Genomic DNA, 15669 nt, shown 5'->3' with positions numbered 1-15669 from the left:
CTGGTTATTTTTTTAATAAAGCGTACACACACCAAAGTATGGGCGCCTGGCCGTGCATATCCCCTGTTTTCTGTTTTCGATCTAGGTAGTACTGATAATCATTTTTTCGGTTGGTACCTTCACAGACGTTGCTGATATCGCCGTCTTTGTTGATGTAGCCCGTCAAAGCAATCCATGCCTTGCGTGCGATGGGCGTATACTCCTCCGCATCAAGCCATCCCTCTCTTATGCCCATAATAATGGCATAAGTGAACATGGCAGAACCCGAAGTTTCTACCCAGGATTCAGGTTTATCAATCAATTGCCCCCAGAGGCCGTCCGGCCGCTGATACTTCTTTAGACTTGTGATCATTTTGCGGTAAGCAGCCAATATTTTGGGTCTATTGGGGTTGTCTTTCTTTAATGAAGACAGCAATTCGCTCATTCCCGCGGCCATCCAGCCATTCCCGCGGCCCCAGAAGAAAGGCGCATCCGGTGCGTGATAAAAAAGACCATTTTCCTTTTGAATGGTATCGAGGTAGACAACCATTTCATGGGCGGCACGATCAATATAGTGCTGATCTCCCGTTACCTGAAAGGCTTTGGATTGGATCATGGTAATCATATACATATCGTCAATCCAGTAGCGGGTCTGCCAGGTAAGTCCTTTATCGAGAAATTTCTGATAACTATCTTTTACAACCTGAGGGGAGTCAATCGGAATGGACCATTGTGCATTTGCAAAACGCATTCCCATGGTATAGAATTTCTTTTTTTTTGTTTGCAAATAGATCTCCAGCGGAACCGTTCCAAAGACGGAAAAGTCCACATGCCAAGGTCGCGGAACAAGGTGCTTTTCCGTATCAAACAAGGGCATAAAGCGTTGTGTCAATTGCGTCAACAATTTCTGATCATTGCTCACTTCGGCATACTTCAATGCTCCATACCAGGCACAGACTTCGGGATAAGTAATGTTTGTTGGTGGAGCTGGTGGTTTAAAACTGTTATGCGGACTTGCCACAAAACGTTGGGCCACGAGATCACCTATTAATCTGGGGTCAGCCAGCGCCGGCCAATTAACCAGGTCTGTGCTTTGCGCAAATGCACAAAGAGACATGCAGACGCCAATACCCAGGAGTATGGACATACAGAACTGCTTCATCATCAGTTGGGTTTATAATTAAGTTATAACCCAAATATCAGCAAGCCAGTCTGTTTTAAGGGGATAGTTTTTGTTCGTTTAGGTGGAAAGATTGGTATTTGACAGGGTTCGTTTCGGCAGTTTAGTTGTACGGAATAAGTACTCTTATTGTACTTTTCTCTTTTGCCAATAGACTTACGCAACGTTTGCGTCAACAGTGCTATATCTATACTTAGGGAGTGCTTTATCCGTGCTTCATCCATAACGGTGGATAGTGGGCGAAAAGCGCTACTTCATTATCAGCTTTTTTATAACAAAAAACACCCCAAAAGCTTTCATCAAGCTTTTGGGGTGTAACAGATTAATTTTACTATATTATTCCTTAGTTAAATTTAAATTTAACACCGAACTGCATATAATAAGTTGAAGAGATCGATTCATTAACACGCGTAGTTGAGCGAATGATATCTCCATTTGCAGCACCTAGTTGGAATGTAGGTTTCGTAGTTCCGTCGCCTAAACTTGAAACATTTCTCGGATTAAGTAGGCCATTGTTAGCAAACTTATAAACACCCCATGAAGGATTCAATAAGTTTCCAACATTGAATATATCCCAAAAGAACTCTAAAGAATTTTTCTTACCGCCAATTCCGTTGAACAATTCCTGAGATAATCTGAAATCGAATTGATGTCTCCACGGCATAGCTCCACCATTACGTTCTGCAAATTGTCCTTTTCTGCTACTTAGATATTTATCACCATCAACAAGATTCCAAAAGATTTCAGATTGTTCTTTCGCTGTATAGGCTTTACCTGAGTAGTCTGATAAACCAGTTGGAATATCGACAAAGGTAATTTCGGATGCATCTTTTGGTACATAGATCAAATCATTTCCATTCCAACCGTCTCTATTAAAGTCGGCTGTATAGTAATAAGATATACGACCTGTAGAAGAACCAGAATAGAATAATGTCATGGAAGTATTCAGATTCTTGATCCACTTATTTGTATAACTTGCTGATGCCACAATACGATCAGGAACAATATTGGATGTATAACTTAGACTTGCATTGTTAGGGTTTCCAGAACTTTGCATTGGAAGGCTCCATAAATTAGCAATCTGATCTCCAGACCCATCTCCGTAGTTTTTAGCTCCACTACGAATATATGCAATTGAGGCCGCAAAACCTTGATCGAAACTTTTAGCCAATTGAAGGGATGCGGACCAATAATGACCACCTTTTGCATTTAGCATCTTAATCGCAGAGAAACTACCTGTCGCTGTAGATGAAGCTTGCCCATTAGCATCTAATTTATTGATATATTTATCAACATTAGCATTCGGATAAATCACCCTATCATCACCATATCCACTAATACCCAACTCTTTAGGATCAACCAAATTCATATTCTTTGCAACAACAGCATTAATATCTTTATTATAAATACCTTCTACAGTTGCAACAACACCATATGGCAATTTATAATCGATAGCCACACTTGATTTCCATGTTGAAGGGAATTTCAGATTCTTATCCATATAAGATATACTAGATGGAATTTTCGTACCACCCTCAGGTTTTGTGGCAGGAATATTAGCAGTAATATCAGGATTAAAATCAGGCATATTTGGATTAGTCTTGCCGCTATATGTATCTGTGAATTGGAGCATTCCAGCATCCCCAGATTGGGCTACTATCCAAACAAAAGGAATTCTACCTGTAAATATACCTGATCCACCTCGAACGATCAACGAGCGATCTCCAAGGGCGTCGTAATTAAAACCAAATCGAGGAGATACCATCACTCTTGATTTCGGTAGAGTACCAGTATTAACTTGTTCACCATTTGCAAATGATAATTGTTGTACTAATGGATGAGTTTTAATTTCTGCTACACCAGGGAAGGTCGGCAATTCAAAACGTAAACCACCTGTCAATTTCAATTTTTCATTTACAGTAAATTCATCCTGTAAATACAATGAGTACTGATTAAATTTAAAACTTGGATACGCTTGTGAACCATCAGCCGTTAAAGGATAAGTGATAGCATAATTACTTGGTTTCGCTCCAGATGTAAAGTCCGCCCAAGAATCAAACACGTAGTATCCTGTTCCAAAACGTTGGAAGCCATTCTTTGTCGTACTTGTTTCGAATTGAATACCTCCAGTGAAATTATGATTATTTAAAATATAGTTCAAGTCATAATTAGCAGTAACAGTCGCTACGTCCCTTAAATTACCATAGGTAAATGGTTCATAACCAAATGTAGTGATAACTGACGCTCCGTCTTTTATATCAACTAATGGAAACAATGCACTATTCGAACTCCTTGGTTCGTTTTGTTTAACATAGGAGATCCGTGCAGTGTGATTAAGATTAGCGCCTAAACTTCCCGTATACTCCATTGTTCCTGAATACAAATTGGAATTTTGTAAGTAATTTGAATTGGAAAAGTATAATGCGTTATTAGAAAGTCTGTTATTTGCACTGGAGAATGATACGCCTGAATTTGTCGTTGAAGAACTCAATCCACCAACGTCATGGCTTTTTACTTGGTTATATTTGAAACTTAACTTATGCTTATCAGCAATATTCCAATCTAATCTTCCAAAAATTTTGGTGTTACTAATATCATTATCATAGCCTTGATATACACCTGGATCATATCCGTATGTCTTTAACAAGTAATCTTTAACTCCATTCAAAAATGTTTCGGATGGTCTCACAATGTAACTAGCAGATCCTGCCGGCGCAGCATCTGTAGAAGCAACTTTGTTTGTACCCGGCTCTGTTGTTTCACTTCTTTCAAAATTAACGAAGAAAAACAACTTATTTTTTATGATTGGTCCACCTAAACTAGCTCCAAATTGTTTTACTGACAACTGATTTACAGGAATGGTTACGTCTTTCACCCTTGTACCTTGTTGATTATCAGACCTACCTGTATAGAACGCAGTACCAAAGAAATCATTACGCCCGGAACGGGTAACAGCATTCACAGCAGCCCCTGTAAAACCTGATTGACGAACATCAAACGGAGTTACATTCACTGAGATCTGCTCTATCGCGTCAATAGAAATTGGAGAACCATTTGCTGGAATATTTTGGCCAATACCAAATTGATTATTGAAATTAGCTCCATCTACAGTAAAGTTATTCGCTCGATAATTTCCACCACCAATAGCTGTTCCATTTGCCTGAGGCGTTAACCTTGTCAAATCATTTACACTACGTGAAATAGATGGCAAATTTTCGATCTGGCGACGTCCAACGATAGTAGAAGCCCCATTCCTTTCACTTTTTAAAGTATTTACTCCAGTTACAACAACTTCTCCAAGAGTAGTACTATTGTCACCAAATACGGGGTTCAGCACGAAAGGTTCACCCAATTGCAAATAGACATCTTCATATACAACCGGCTGTTGCCCAACATAAGTTACTTCAACTTTATAAGGTCCACCAACACGCATCGATGGTAGGTTAAAACGACCAGCCGCATTCGAGGATCCAGAATAAACAGTTCCTGATGGCACGTGTGTAGCCTTAATTGTTGCTCCCGAAGTTAGACTGCCGTTTGCTTCTTTTACAATACCTGTAACGCTACTTGTTGTAACCTGAGCTTGTACAGCACCATAGCTGGCCATAACAAGAGCGAAAAAGAGTAAAGATCTTTTCATATAATGTGATTTGTTAAAAAATGTTAAGCAAAATTACTAAGAGATTTCAAATTACAAAGGACTTAATATAAACTTAACACACTAAACCACACATACTTCATAAAATACAGGCGATAATTACTATATTAACATACAATTTATCAGCAAAAAAAACGTTGTAACATGTTTTAAACCAGCATTCCCCTCCGTACAAACTGATCGAAAATAATTTTCCACATCAAATCCGCAAAAATCTTTTGTAACAACATTCTTCCATTCGGAATTTAACTTTTTGAAAATTTTTAACTAATTTCCTGTCAATCGAGACTTTTATTAAACAACTCAGTTTCTTGTCGAATTTGAGCCACTGTAACCTATTCTGATCGAAAAAATCAAAACGATTGTATAGACGTGATGGTTTATATAAAAAATGTTTCAAAAACCGAGAACTTTTCAGAAATTCGCGCACCTAATAATTTATGCTTCATGGAAGACGGTATTCAAAATTCTTCTTTTCAAGAACCTGCAGACATTAAATTGTCTCCGGCAGGACTCTCCTTCTTGGCTTCAGCGGCCAAATGGGCCAATTTTTTGGCCATTGTCTGTTTTATTTTCATCGGCATTTCTGCCATAACCATGGTCAGCCTAATCTTTGGAGCCAGTGCATTATCACTCGGGGCCGACGAATATGTAACAGCAGGGGCCTTATCCACATTCGGTGTACTTTATCTCTTATTTCTTGCTTTTTTCTGCCTTCCAATTTATTTCCTTTATAATTTCGGATCAAAAGCGAAAAAAGCAATCGAGAATCGCGACAGTATCCAACTCGAATTATGCTTAGATGCACTCAAAAAACATTACAAATTTATTGGCATTATGGTCATCATCACCATCGCCTTTAATTTTATGGGGCTAGTCGTTGGTGTCGTGCTGGGCATTAGTGATGCTTTTGCCGGCGTATAATACTTTCGTAAATAAGGCTTATAAAAAAAGCGGAGTATGCTAGGTGCATACTCCGCTTTTTCAATTGTATTGACTCTTTATTTTTTATAATATTTCATCGCGTTTGGAATCAATTTCTGAATATCCGCAATCCGTCGCTCATCACTCGGGTGCGTACTCAAAAACTCAGGCTGCCCTTTTTGACTACCCGAAGCCATACGTTTCCAGAAATCTACAGCCTCATTTGGATTATAACCTGCCAAAGCCATAATAATCAAACCTGCTGCATCCGCATCAGATTCATCACTTCTCGAAAATTTCAATTGCGCCAGGTTTCCACCTAAACCATACAGATTATTAAAAACACCAAGCGTACTGTTTCCAGACACCCCTGCTGCTGAACCTAAAATCTGTCCACCCAGCTGTAAAGCAATCTGATTCGAAGCCTGAGCTACAGAATGCTCCTCAATAGCATGGGCGATCTCGTGCCCCATAACTGTTGCTAAACCCGCTTCTGTACGTGTTACCGGCAATATTCCGGTATATACCGCAACTTTACCTCCAGGCATACACCATGCATTCACATCATCGCTCTTCACCAAATTAAACTCCCAGTTGAAGTTAAATTGATTTGCGCGGCCTGTACTTTGCAAATACTGGTTAACCGCCGTTGCAAGCTTGTTACCAACGCGTTTCACCATGGCTGCATCTGCAGTTCCGGTTACTACCTTCGCGTTATTTTTCGATAAGAAATCTTTATAAGCCAATGCAGCTTGTTGGTTCACTTGATCTGCGCTGACCAATTTCAAATATTTTTTACCCGTAACAGCTGAAGTTGCGCAACCTGACAACCCCGATGCCAGTGTTACACACGCTAATACCATAGCCGAATACTTAAACACTCCGTTCATATGTATATATTTTCTTTCAATGGCCATATGGAATATCCGAGCGATGGTGATCGGCTTTCAGCTTTTCCAACATGGATATTTCACAATAAATTATTAAATACGTTTTAGAGGATGCAATTATTGTGCCTATTCTTTTTCCTTCGGCTTTTTCTTAAAGAGGTAAATCTTGGATTCATGCCCCTTTAACAAACGCTCTATATTCTTTTGGTGGGTGATTAACAACAGGATACAGATGGCTATTCCGTAAAGCAGCACAGAAGGTATGGTTGTTTTAAAAATAAAGGCCAAACTAAAAGGAAATGCAAAACCTGCAGAAATGGAACCGAGCGAAACATAATGAGTTGTCAGCAGGATGATGATAAACACTGAAACACAGACCAAAGCGGCAGGTGTATGTATAGCGAGGATCATACCACACAGGGTTGCCACCCCTTTTCCACCTCTAAATCCCGCAAATACAGGAAACAAGTGACCCAATACTGCAATAACGCCAAGTGCCAACTGAAAGTTGACAAATTGGACATCGCTCGTATTTTGCCCCAGTTCTATTAAATAAGCCAGGTTTGTTGCTGTCCAGCCTTTAAATATATCTACAAACATCACGATCGATCCCGCTTTAGGGCCCAAGACGCGAAAGGTGTTAGTCGCCCCAGCATTACCGCTACCGTACTCACGAACATCTACCCCATAAAATGCCTGTCCCAACCAAACTGCTGTAGGTATGGAACCAAACAAATAAGCTAGTAATACTGCAGTTACTAAATAAATCGATATCATTAATTAAATCAGTTCTTATATTAATTTGGCCTTCAGACTAAGATCCAGGCTCCTTACACTGTGTGTCAAAGCACCTACTGAAATATAATCTACCCCAGCCTCCGCATACGATCGGATCGTGTCGAAAGTTATTCCCCCAGAGGCCTCTGTCTTGAATCGATGGTCAATTAGCTGAACAGCTTTGGCTACATCCTGCGGCGAAAAATTATCTAACATGATTCGGTCCACTTCGCCAAAGTTAAGAACTTCATCAAGCTCCGCAAAATTTCGGACTTCAATTTCTATTTCTATTGGTTTATTTAGGTTCTTTCTGTAATTATTTGCGCGCTTTAGAGCCGGTACAATACCGCCACTATAGTCCACATGATTGTCCTTAATTAAAATCATATCAAAAAGACCAAAACGATGATTGGTCCCACCTCCTATGCGAACGGCTTCTTTCTCCAATACACGCAATAAGGGTGTGGTTTTCCGGGTATCCAAAACTTTTGTACCTGTACCTTTGAGAAGGTCTACGTATTTTCGGGTAGTTGTCGCAATGCCACTCATACGCTGCATGACATTCAGCACCAAACGCTCTGCCAGCAAAATACTTTGGATATTTCCCCTCACATAAAAAGCAATATCACCTACTTTAACCTGACTTCCATCGTGGATAAACACCTCGCAGGTCAACGTATCGTCAATATAGGCAATAATCGCCTGCGCCACTTCGACCCCTGCTAAAATACCGTTATCCTTAACAATCAATTTGGCTTCACCTTGTGCGCCAGTTTCAATCGTAGAAAGTGAGGTATGATCTCCATCGCCCAAATCCTCCGCGACAGCCTGTTTTACAAAATGGGCCAGATAGTCCTTGATTTCCTTCTCCATAAATACTATTTATTGGGCTAAGATGTGGAATAATTTTTTAATCGAAAAATAGATTTATAAAAAAAGCATCGCTAGCTTTAATTTTTGTCGATTCTTAGCTCTTCAATCGAATGGTTATTATTTCCTACGCCGATCTTAATAAAGACACGATAGTTTGTTTGTTCTGTAGCTAATGTAAATGTAAAATATTGATAGCCATTGTTCGCATTGCTGGCTTGCGTCAATTTAACAGTCTTGGGTTTATGCTGATTAAAAAATGCCGCCAACATGATTTCTGACTGATACTTTGTGTATACGCCATTCTCCCCCAAAATAGATAAGGTTAAGTTTGAGCCGAAATACTTGGCCATATTTTTTGCATTACCTTCTTTCAAATACGATTTCAGTTCCTCTGAAATACTTCCTAAAGAATCATCATCACCTGGCAAAGCTACCTTTACCACTGTATTTACTTCTCTTAAATAATGCCCGAAGGCCGCAGTGTGTACAAAAAGACTATTAATAAGTATAAATGCGCAATAGCTTAAAAATTTCATATAGCTCAACATATTATAGAACAGCTTCTATCATCCATATCAATCATTAGGTAGCTCCGTTTTTTAACCGAACATAAACTATGCCACAAACCTATAAAATTATTAGGGATTAACAAGGGAACTTTTTAAGATGCGTTGATAGATTCTAAAATTAAGATTATCTTTGTTATACGATGAATAAGAAAAAAGTTGCACTCATGATCCTAGACGGACTAGGATATGGAAAACATGATAAATCAAATGCAGTTGAAGCTGCAAACACTCCATTTTTAGATCATTTATTAGAAGCTTATCCAAACTCGAGCTTAGAGGCCTCTGGTGAAGCTGTCGGCTTACCTGCTGGACAGATGGGTAACTCGGAGGTTGGTCACATGAATCTTGGCGCCGGAAGAATCGTCTATCAAGAATTGGGTCGTATTCACAAAGCTGTCAACGACGGCGTATTCAATACGGATCCTATTATTCAAGACGCATTTAAATATGCATTGGAAAATAACAAAAAGGTACATTTAATCGGATTACTTTCCGATGGTGGTGTACACGCACATACAAAGCACTTAAAAGGCTTATGTGATGCTGCAAAACAGGCCGGCTTGACAAGTGACCAAGTTTTTATACATGCATTTTTAGATGGCCGTGATACGGATCCAAACTCCGGCATTGGTTATGTTAAGGACCTACAAGACTATTTAAAGACGACAACAGGTACTTTTGCCTCTGCAATCGGTCGATATTATGCGATGGACCGCGATAACAGATGGGAACGCGTAAAATTAGCATACGATCTTTTAGTAAAAGCAGAAGGTGAAAAATCCAATGACCTTGTTGCATCGATCCAAAAATCATACGACGAAGGTGTAACCGATGAGTTTGTGAAACCAATTGCATTGGTAGACTCAAATGGTGCGCCAGTGGCAACAATCCAAGAAGGTGATGTTGTATTCTGTTACAACTTCAGAACAGATCGTGGCCGCGAGATTACAATTGCGTTGACACAAAAGGCATTTCCGGAATATGATCTACAACCATTAGATCTATATTATGTGACAATGACCTCTTACGATGAAACATTTCAAAATGTCAGAGTTGTTTTCCAAAAAGACAACTTGTCCAATACTTTAGGTGAAGTGTTGGAGGCAAACCATAAAACACAAACGCGTATTGCCGAAACAGAGAAATATCCGCACGTGACATTTTTCTTTTCAGGAGGTCGTGAACAACAGTTTGAAGGTGAAAACCGCTTGTTGGTTCCATCCCCAAAAGTTGCGACTTACGATCTTCAACCGGAGATGTCTGCCAAAGGAATTACAGAAGCTATCGTTAATGACATGGAGACCCTTCAACCAGATTTTATCTGTCTGAATTTTGCAAACCCAGACATGGTAGGTCACACAGGTGTTTTTGAAGCTGTCATAAAAGCGGTAGAAACTGTTGATCAATGTACAAAAACGGTTGTTGAAACAGGCCTTAAAAATGGTTACTCCTTTATTATTTTGGCCGATCATGGTAACTCCGAGTTTATGGTCAATGAAGATGGATCGCCAAATACGGCACACACAACCAATTTGGTTCCGTGTATCTTAATTGACGATCAGTATAAGAAAATAGCAGATGGTAAATTAGGTGATATTGCCCCAACCGTCTTACAACTTTTAGGCGTCAATATCCCCGTTGAAATGACAGGAAATGTATTGGTATCAGAATAATAATTTACTTAAAAATAGCAGCAGAGCACTTTCCCTTCTTATGGGCAGTGCTCTGCTTTTTTGGAGCTGTGGATCACCATCCGCGACAAAAAAAACACAAAAATCTTCAGCTATATTTTCTGTCGATTCGTTTTTTAATGCCGAAGTCAATCGCTTGCGGCAGCTCAATCCCGCAGTTCTAAAATCTGTCAGCAAAGACGGCGAGAAAGAACAACGTGAACTGAAAATTGGCAACTGGAAAAATGAACTCTCCGCTTTTCAGTCTGCCGATATCAGCAAAAACTTCGACCCATCACTGTATGAAGTCAAAGCTGTAGACTGTGTGACAGAATTTACAGCTAAAAAGAAAGAACTGCAGATACAGAAACTGCGTATCGAGTTTGACAAAAACGAAAAGGTAAAACACATCCATATCGATAAAAAGATAACAAATACCTTATACGATAGTCAAGAAAAATTAGACTATTACAGCGACTCGCTGTATCGAATTGTCAAACTGCAGGATGTCCAAGGTTTGGATGCCAATCAATACGAAATTGAAGGCAAGTTTATTCCTTCCAAAAAATAGACAGCCTGATCAGCACCATACACAGCCCTCAAGAATAGCATCCATTTTTGAGGGCTTTTCTGTAAATTCAGCTTATCTTTTAAGCGGACATTTATACAATGTCACAACAATAATAAATGCAACACAATTGCTTTATATTTTATTTTCCTTATCTTTGACCAGATTAACAAAATAACTCAACGGATAAATGGGTTTAAACGTAGTGATTTCAGCGTGAAAGATATCTCATTGAACAAATTTGCAGCATTCATGCTCTTAATGACCTTCTTAATTGGTCAGTTCATTGTATATACCCATGAGCATCCGCAAACTGCACTCAGTATCGTAGACAGTCCTGCAAAAAAACACCATGCAGACCATCCGAAGTGTTCCATCTGTGACCAAAATTCACATCCACAAATTGTTTTTCATTTTACGCTACGCGAATTAATACTCCCGACGCAGCAAGTTGAATTTGGCCTGTTTATCACGGGAGATCAAATTATTCGATCACTGCTTTCTGGCAATCGCGGTCCCCCCATCGCTTAATTTTTACATAAGTCCAATAATGTCACTCCTATATTCTTCTCATTATTGCGACAAACGACTTCATAAAAGTTTTTAGGACTCGACAATCTCAAGAATTCATACGATGAGTTATTGGGCTGCTGTTATCCTTGATGTTATATATACGTAAAAATTATTCGTACAGATGAAACTTAAAATTATAGGCTGCATTTTTATGCTTGTCTCCTATTTCTCCATATTTCCGGCCCTTGCCGCAACAATCAGCGGTAAAGTAACGGATGCAAAAACAAATCTTCCCATTGCCGGTGCTACAATATCTCTGCAACAGCTTCGTTCGAGCACTGCATCAGACCAACAAGGTCAGTATAGCTTTAAATCACTTCCTTCAAGTGGACGCTACCTGGTTGAGGTCCGTTTCTTGGGCTATCAGTCCGTTGTCAAGACCGTCGATCTAACTTCAGAAAATCTTTCCCTCGATTTCGCCCTAACCGAAAGTATTATTGAAACCAATGAAGTCGTCGTTACAGGTACATTGGTCACTTCACAGAGCCGTCGCAACAGTACCTCGGTTGCTGTAATCTCCAAAGATGAATTACAGGGAAATGCGACGAATCTTATTGATGCGCTTGCCCGACAAGTTCCCGGACTAAGCCAGATCACAACGGGACAAGGCATTTCAAAACCTGTTATACGGGGTCTTGGCTATAATCGTGTCGTCACGGTAAGTGATGGTGTCAAACAGATGGGACAGCAATGGGGAGACGAACATGGTATTGAAATCGACCAAAATCAACCGGATCGTGTGGAGGTCCTACGCGGTGCCGCTTCCTTGATGTACGGATCTGATGCTATTGGCGGTGTAATCAATGTGCTTGAACCAAATGTTCCTACAGCTGGGCAAATTAAAGGTGAAGTATTGAGCAGCTACTCCACCAACAACGGACTAACCAATAGTTCGGTTATGCTTACCGGTAATGAAAATGGCTTCGTATGGCGTGGGCGTGGTTCTTATCAAAATGCATATTCTTATAATACACCCGCAGGCCGATATGGCAATAGTGGTTTTAATACCAGTAATTTCAGTGGTATGCTCGGGCTAAACAAACAATGGGGCTACTCTCATCTGAATTTTTCATACCTGAAAAATAATATCGGCTTTTACGACGCCGAACCTGGTGACCCGCTTTACATAAACTCAAAAAGCCGGACCTTAGATTTCCCTAAACAGGATATCCGCCATTACAAACTGGCCCTCAACAATAACTTTGTCATCGGTTCGGGTAGTTTAAAACTTGATCTGGGCTATCAAAAAAATCAACGTCGGGAGCTCGAAGAAGCAACACCTTCTTTATTCTTTGATTTGAATACATATTCACTTGACGCAAAATATTCGTTAAGTGAAAAAAATGGTTGGCAACATGTCTTTGGCATTAGTGCTAGCCAGGAACACAGTTTAAATAAAGGTGTTGAATTCTTAATTCCGGCCTATGATCAGTTGGAATTGGGTGCTTTTGGCTATGCAAAGAAAACCTGGGGCGAAAATACCTTTAACGTTGGATTACGCTATGACTACGTCAACAACAAAGGCAAGCAGCTCTTTATTGAAGACGAAGAGCAGTTCGCTGGCTTTAAAAATAGTTTCAGCAATGTTAGCGGAGCACTTGGATATACCCATATTTTCAGCGAAGACCTCAATTTCAAAGCAAATGCCGGTTCGGCTTTTAGAGCGCCTAATCCTGCAGAATTAGGTTCCAACGGGGTACACGAAGGAACGTACCGCTATGAAGTTGGTAATGAAAACCTGAAACCTGAACGAAGTTACCAAGCGGATGCAACCCTGGAGTTTGGACATAGCATCGTTACCGGAAGTATCGGAATCTATGAAAACTATATCCACAATTTTATTTATGCCTCAACAACAAAAGGCGACACGAAAACCGTTGTGGGTGAAGATGGCGATTCGCATACCTACGACGTATATCGCTATGGCCAGGTAAACGCCAATCTTTACGGTGTTGAAGGAAGCCTGAATTTTCATTTGTTAAACTGGATACACCTGGACAATACGTTTAGTTATACCCATGCACAGAACAATACCTTTAACAGACCCTTGGCAATGATTCCAGCTGGTGTTGTACACAATACATTGCGTCTTGAGCCCAAGATTAGCGGCTTGAATGCTTTCTACGTTTCTGTAGGGCTGGACAATTATTTCAAACAGAACCGCATTGATGAAACCTTCGAAACGCCAGCAAACTCTTATACTTTATTGAACGCAGGAATCGGTACGACATTACATCTCGGATCGCAGCAACTGAAAGTATTTGCAGCAGCTTCAAACTTGACCAACAAACGTTATTACGATGCGTTGAGCAGATTGCGCCCAGGACGTCTTTCACAGGAAGACACGAGCTTTGGTGTCTACAATATGGGTAGAAACATCACCTTCGGTGTATATCTGCCATTGAGCATAAAGTAAATTAAGCCTGGTAATAAATGATCGTGAGATCAATTAAGATTAGTACACGGCAAAATAAAAAAGCGGGATCTTGAAGATCCCGCTTTTTTATTTTATAATTATTTGGGGTCATCTGCTGTCGCTTCCCTTGCCAAGGCTACTTCGTCGGGCATGGCTTCAAGGGAGGAATCCAACGCAAACAAGGATTCATCTGAAGCTCGGTCACCACCGGCAATCTTCAGTTTATCCATCAATTCCAGCGCCAATTTCTCTTCTTCAATCTGTTCCTTGACAAACCACTGTGCAAAGTTCCACGTTGCCCAGTCCTTCTCGGCCATCGCTAAATTGACAATGTTATAGATCGCTTCGGTATTATCTACTTCATGTTTAAAAACGCGATTAAAGCATTCGGTCAGCGATTTTGGGTCAGCTGGAGGCGCTGCAATAGCCTGTATTCTGGGGCGGCCACCTCTTTCCAGAATATAACCCATAATTTTAGTCATGTGATTTCGCTCTTCCTGGGCATGTCTATACAGAAAATTGGCGATTCCGCCATAACCCTGATCATCTGCCCATACCCCCAACGCCAAATAAATCTGTGCAGCCTCAGCTTCTTTTGTCATCTGACTGATTAAAATTTGCTGCATTTCCTTTGACAATCGATTCGTTTCCATAATATTCATTTTGATTTAGGAAAAGAACAGTTTCGGTGCTTATTTCGTTTGAAATTTATCAAAGTAAAAACTGTCGAAAATTCACTCCTCGAAATGAAACTGGATCTCATTTGTGACCAACTGTTACATTCCAATAAGTACATTTCAACCGGCACAAATCAATAGGTACAAAATCAACAAGCACAAAAAAGGGAATACCATTAGCATTCCCTTTTTCTATGCTTTTATAGCGATACTATTTCAAGTTATCTCTATATACTTTCGCTTTTTTGATTTCTGTTTGGATATCTTTTTTCGATGCATCAAAGCTCAACACTTTTTCGTAATCCTTGATTGCATTGTTATAAGCGTCAGTTGCCATTGCCTTATTGTAGTTAGGCGTACCCTCCGTTCCGATCAAGATACCTAAATCGCGATTCGCGATCGCTCTATTTTGATAGAATTTCGAATCAGTCGGCGTAATAGCAATTGCTTTTGAATAATCCTCAATAGCAACTTTCAACAACTGCTCTTTGTTAGCAACAGATGTCTTATTTGTGGCTTGAGTAGCAAGATTGTTTGTTGCTTTCGCTTTGAAGTATAAAGCATTTGCATTTTTACCGTTCAATGCAACTACTTTTCCAAAAGTTTCAGCTGATTTTTTATAGTCACCATTTTGAAATTGAGAATATCCCAACATATATAATACGTCCGGATCTTTCCCTTCTTGAGGGAGGGCTTTAGTCAAGTATGACTCTGCATTCTTGAAATCACCATCCAAAAGAGCTTTCTGCCCCATTCTCACATTAGCGTTGCTATGCTCAGCCTGTTTTGGTTGTTGTGCATTCGCGCTAAAAGCAACTAAGGCAAAAACCCCAGTAAACAAACCCAATTTAAATGATTTTAAATTCATATCTAAATAGTTACGTTTTTATATTCACTCTTTAATGATCACTTGTG

The 15669-nt window shown here is 39.9% G+C and carries 13 protein-coding genes; 5 read left to right on the top strand and 8 right to left on the bottom strand.

Annotation, left to right across the window (positions count from 1 at the left end):
* Window positions 1–4: 4 nt before the first annotated feature.
* On the bottom strand, window positions 5–1144 hold the full coding sequence (locus tag B4N43_RS13830) for a glycoside hydrolase family 88/105 protein (RefSeq protein WP_286735343.1): 1140 nt from the start codon (window positions 1142–1144) through the stop codon (window positions 5–7).
* 358 nt (window positions 1145–1502) lie between these two features.
* Entirely contained in the window at window positions 1503–4799 is a 3297-nt protein-coding gene (locus tag B4N43_RS13825) for a TonB-dependent receptor (protein WP_286735342.1), read from the bottom strand.
* A gap of 465 nt (window positions 4800–5264) precedes the next feature.
* Here B4N43_RS13825 and B4N43_RS13820 point away from each other — a divergent pair, with 465 nt between their 5' ends.
* A complete protein-coding gene (locus B4N43_RS13820) occupies window positions 5265–5741 on the top strand; it encodes a hypothetical protein (RefSeq protein WP_286735341.1) in 477 nt (158 codons plus the stop codon).
* 77 nt (window positions 5742–5818) lie between these two features.
* On the opposite strand, the gene B4N43_RS13815 is transcribed toward B4N43_RS13820, so the two are convergent.
* The 4 genes from B4N43_RS13815 to B4N43_RS13800 form a co-directional block, all read right to left on the bottom strand.
* The gene (locus tag B4N43_RS13815; RefSeq protein ID WP_075994938.1) at window positions 5819–6631 is read right to left on the bottom strand and encodes a M48 family metallopeptidase; all 813 of its coding nucleotides are present in this window, start codon (window positions 6629–6631) and stop codon (window positions 5819–5821) included.
* A 126-nt stretch (window positions 6632–6757) separates the two neighbouring features.
* A complete protein-coding gene (gene plsY, locus B4N43_RS13810; protein WP_075993893.1) occupies window positions 6758–7408 on the bottom strand; it encodes a glycerol-3-phosphate 1-O-acyltransferase PlsY in 651 nt (216 codons plus the stop codon).
* A gap of 15 nt (window positions 7409–7423) precedes the next feature.
* A complete protein-coding gene (gene nadC, locus B4N43_RS13805) occupies window positions 7424–8281 on the bottom strand; it encodes a carboxylating nicotinate-nucleotide diphosphorylase (RefSeq protein ID WP_286735340.1) in 858 nt (285 codons plus the stop codon).
* Between the two features lie 77 nt (window positions 8282–8358).
* Window positions 8359–8817, bottom strand: coding sequence for a DUF4783 domain-containing protein (locus B4N43_RS13800; protein ID WP_157698559.1), 459 nt, complete (start codon window positions 8815–8817; stop codon window positions 8359–8361).
* A 173-nt stretch (window positions 8818–8990) separates the two neighbouring features.
* Between B4N43_RS13800 and gpmI the strand changes: the two genes are divergently transcribed.
* The 4 genes from gpmI to B4N43_RS13780 all read left to right on the top strand — a co-directional run bounded on the left by gpmI (window position 8991) and on the right by B4N43_RS13780 (window position 14077).
* Complete coding sequence (gene gpmI / locus B4N43_RS13795) at window positions 8991–10523, top strand: 2,3-bisphosphoglycerate-independent phosphoglycerate mutase (protein WP_286735339.1); 1533 nt, start codon at window positions 8991–8993, stop codon at window positions 10521–10523.
* Complete coding sequence (locus tag B4N43_RS13790; protein WP_286735338.1) at window positions 10504–11091, top strand: hypothetical protein; 588 nt, start codon at window positions 10504–10506, stop codon at window positions 11089–11091. Before gpmI ends, B4N43_RS13790 begins: the two co-directional genes overlap by 20 nt.
* A gap of 213 nt (window positions 11092–11304) precedes the next feature.
* On the top strand, window positions 11305–11619 hold the full coding sequence (locus B4N43_RS13785; protein WP_139144933.1) for a hypothetical protein: 315 nt from the start codon (window positions 11305–11307) through the stop codon (window positions 11617–11619).
* Between the two features lie 163 nt (window positions 11620–11782).
* Entirely contained in the window at window positions 11783–14077 is a 2295-nt protein-coding gene (locus tag B4N43_RS13780) for a TonB-dependent receptor (RefSeq protein WP_070563672.1), read from the top strand.
* 98 nt (window positions 14078–14175) lie between these two features.
* Here B4N43_RS13780 and B4N43_RS13775 read toward each other — a convergent pair whose 3' ends face one another.
* Together B4N43_RS13775 and B4N43_RS13770 are read right to left on the bottom strand one after the other, a co-directional pair.
* Window positions 14176–14730: a ferritin gene (locus B4N43_RS13775; protein ID WP_120336483.1), complete on the bottom strand. Its 555-nt coding sequence runs from the start codon at window positions 14728–14730 to the stop codon at window positions 14176–14178.
* Window positions 14731–14965: 235 nt separating this feature from the next.
* Complete coding sequence (locus tag B4N43_RS13770) at window positions 14966–15622, bottom strand: tetratricopeptide repeat protein (protein WP_070563675.1); 657 nt, start codon at window positions 15620–15622, stop codon at window positions 14966–14968.
* Between the last annotated feature and the right edge of the window lie 47 nt (window positions 15623–15669).

The sequence above is a fragment of the Sphingobacterium sp. UBA1897 genome (assembly GCF_002337775.1).
Classification (GTDB): Bacteria; Bacteroidota; Bacteroidia; order Sphingobacteriales; family Sphingobacteriaceae; genus Sphingobacterium; species Sphingobacterium siyangense.
The sequence above is the reverse complement of the archived record's forward strand: the minus strand, read 5'-3'. Positions and strand labels throughout refer to the sequence as shown.

Excerpts from the sequence above, each read along its gene's own strand:
- B4N43_RS13830 (WP_286735343.1), bottom strand. The coding sequence starts at position 1,144 with ATGATGAAGCAGTTCTGTATGTCCATACTCCTGGGTATTGGCGTCTGC.
- B4N43_RS13825 (WP_286735342.1), bottom strand. The coding sequence starts at position 4,799 with ATGAAAAGATCTTTACTCTTTTTCGCTCTTGTTATGGCCAGCTATGGT.
- B4N43_RS13820 (WP_286735341.1), top strand. The coding sequence starts at position 5,265 with ATGGAAGACGGTATTCAAAATTCTTCTTTTCAAGAACCTGCAGACATT.
- B4N43_RS13815 (WP_075994938.1), bottom strand. The coding sequence starts at position 6,631 with ATGAACGGAGTGTTTAAGTATTCGGCTATGGTATTAGCGTGTGTAACA.
- plsY (WP_075993893.1), bottom strand. The coding sequence starts at position 7,408 with ATGATATCGATTTATTTAGTAACTGCAGTATTACTAGCTTATTTGTTT.
- nadC (WP_286735340.1), bottom strand. The coding sequence starts at position 8,281 with ATGGAGAAGGAAATCAAGGACTATCTGGCCCATTTTGTAAAACAGGCT.
- B4N43_RS13800 (WP_157698559.1), bottom strand. The coding sequence starts at position 8,817 with ATGAAATTTTTAAGCTATTGCGCATTTATACTTATTAATAGTCTTTTT.
- gpmI (WP_286735339.1), top strand. The coding sequence starts at position 8,991 with ATGAATAAGAAAAAAGTTGCACTCATGATCCTAGACGGACTAGGATAT.
- B4N43_RS13790 (WP_286735338.1), top strand. The coding sequence starts at position 10,504 with ATGTATTGGTATCAGAATAATAATTTACTTAAAAATAGCAGCAGAGCA.
- B4N43_RS13780 (WP_070563672.1), top strand. The coding sequence starts at position 11,783 with ATGAAACTTAAAATTATAGGCTGCATTTTTATGCTTGTCTCCTATTTC.
- B4N43_RS13775 (WP_120336483.1), bottom strand. The coding sequence starts at position 14,730 with ATGGAAACGAATCGATTGTCAAAGGAAATGCAGCAAATTTTAATCAGT.
- B4N43_RS13770 (WP_070563675.1), bottom strand. The coding sequence starts at position 15,622 with ATGAATTTAAAATCATTTAAATTGGGTTTGTTTACTGGGGTTTTTGCC.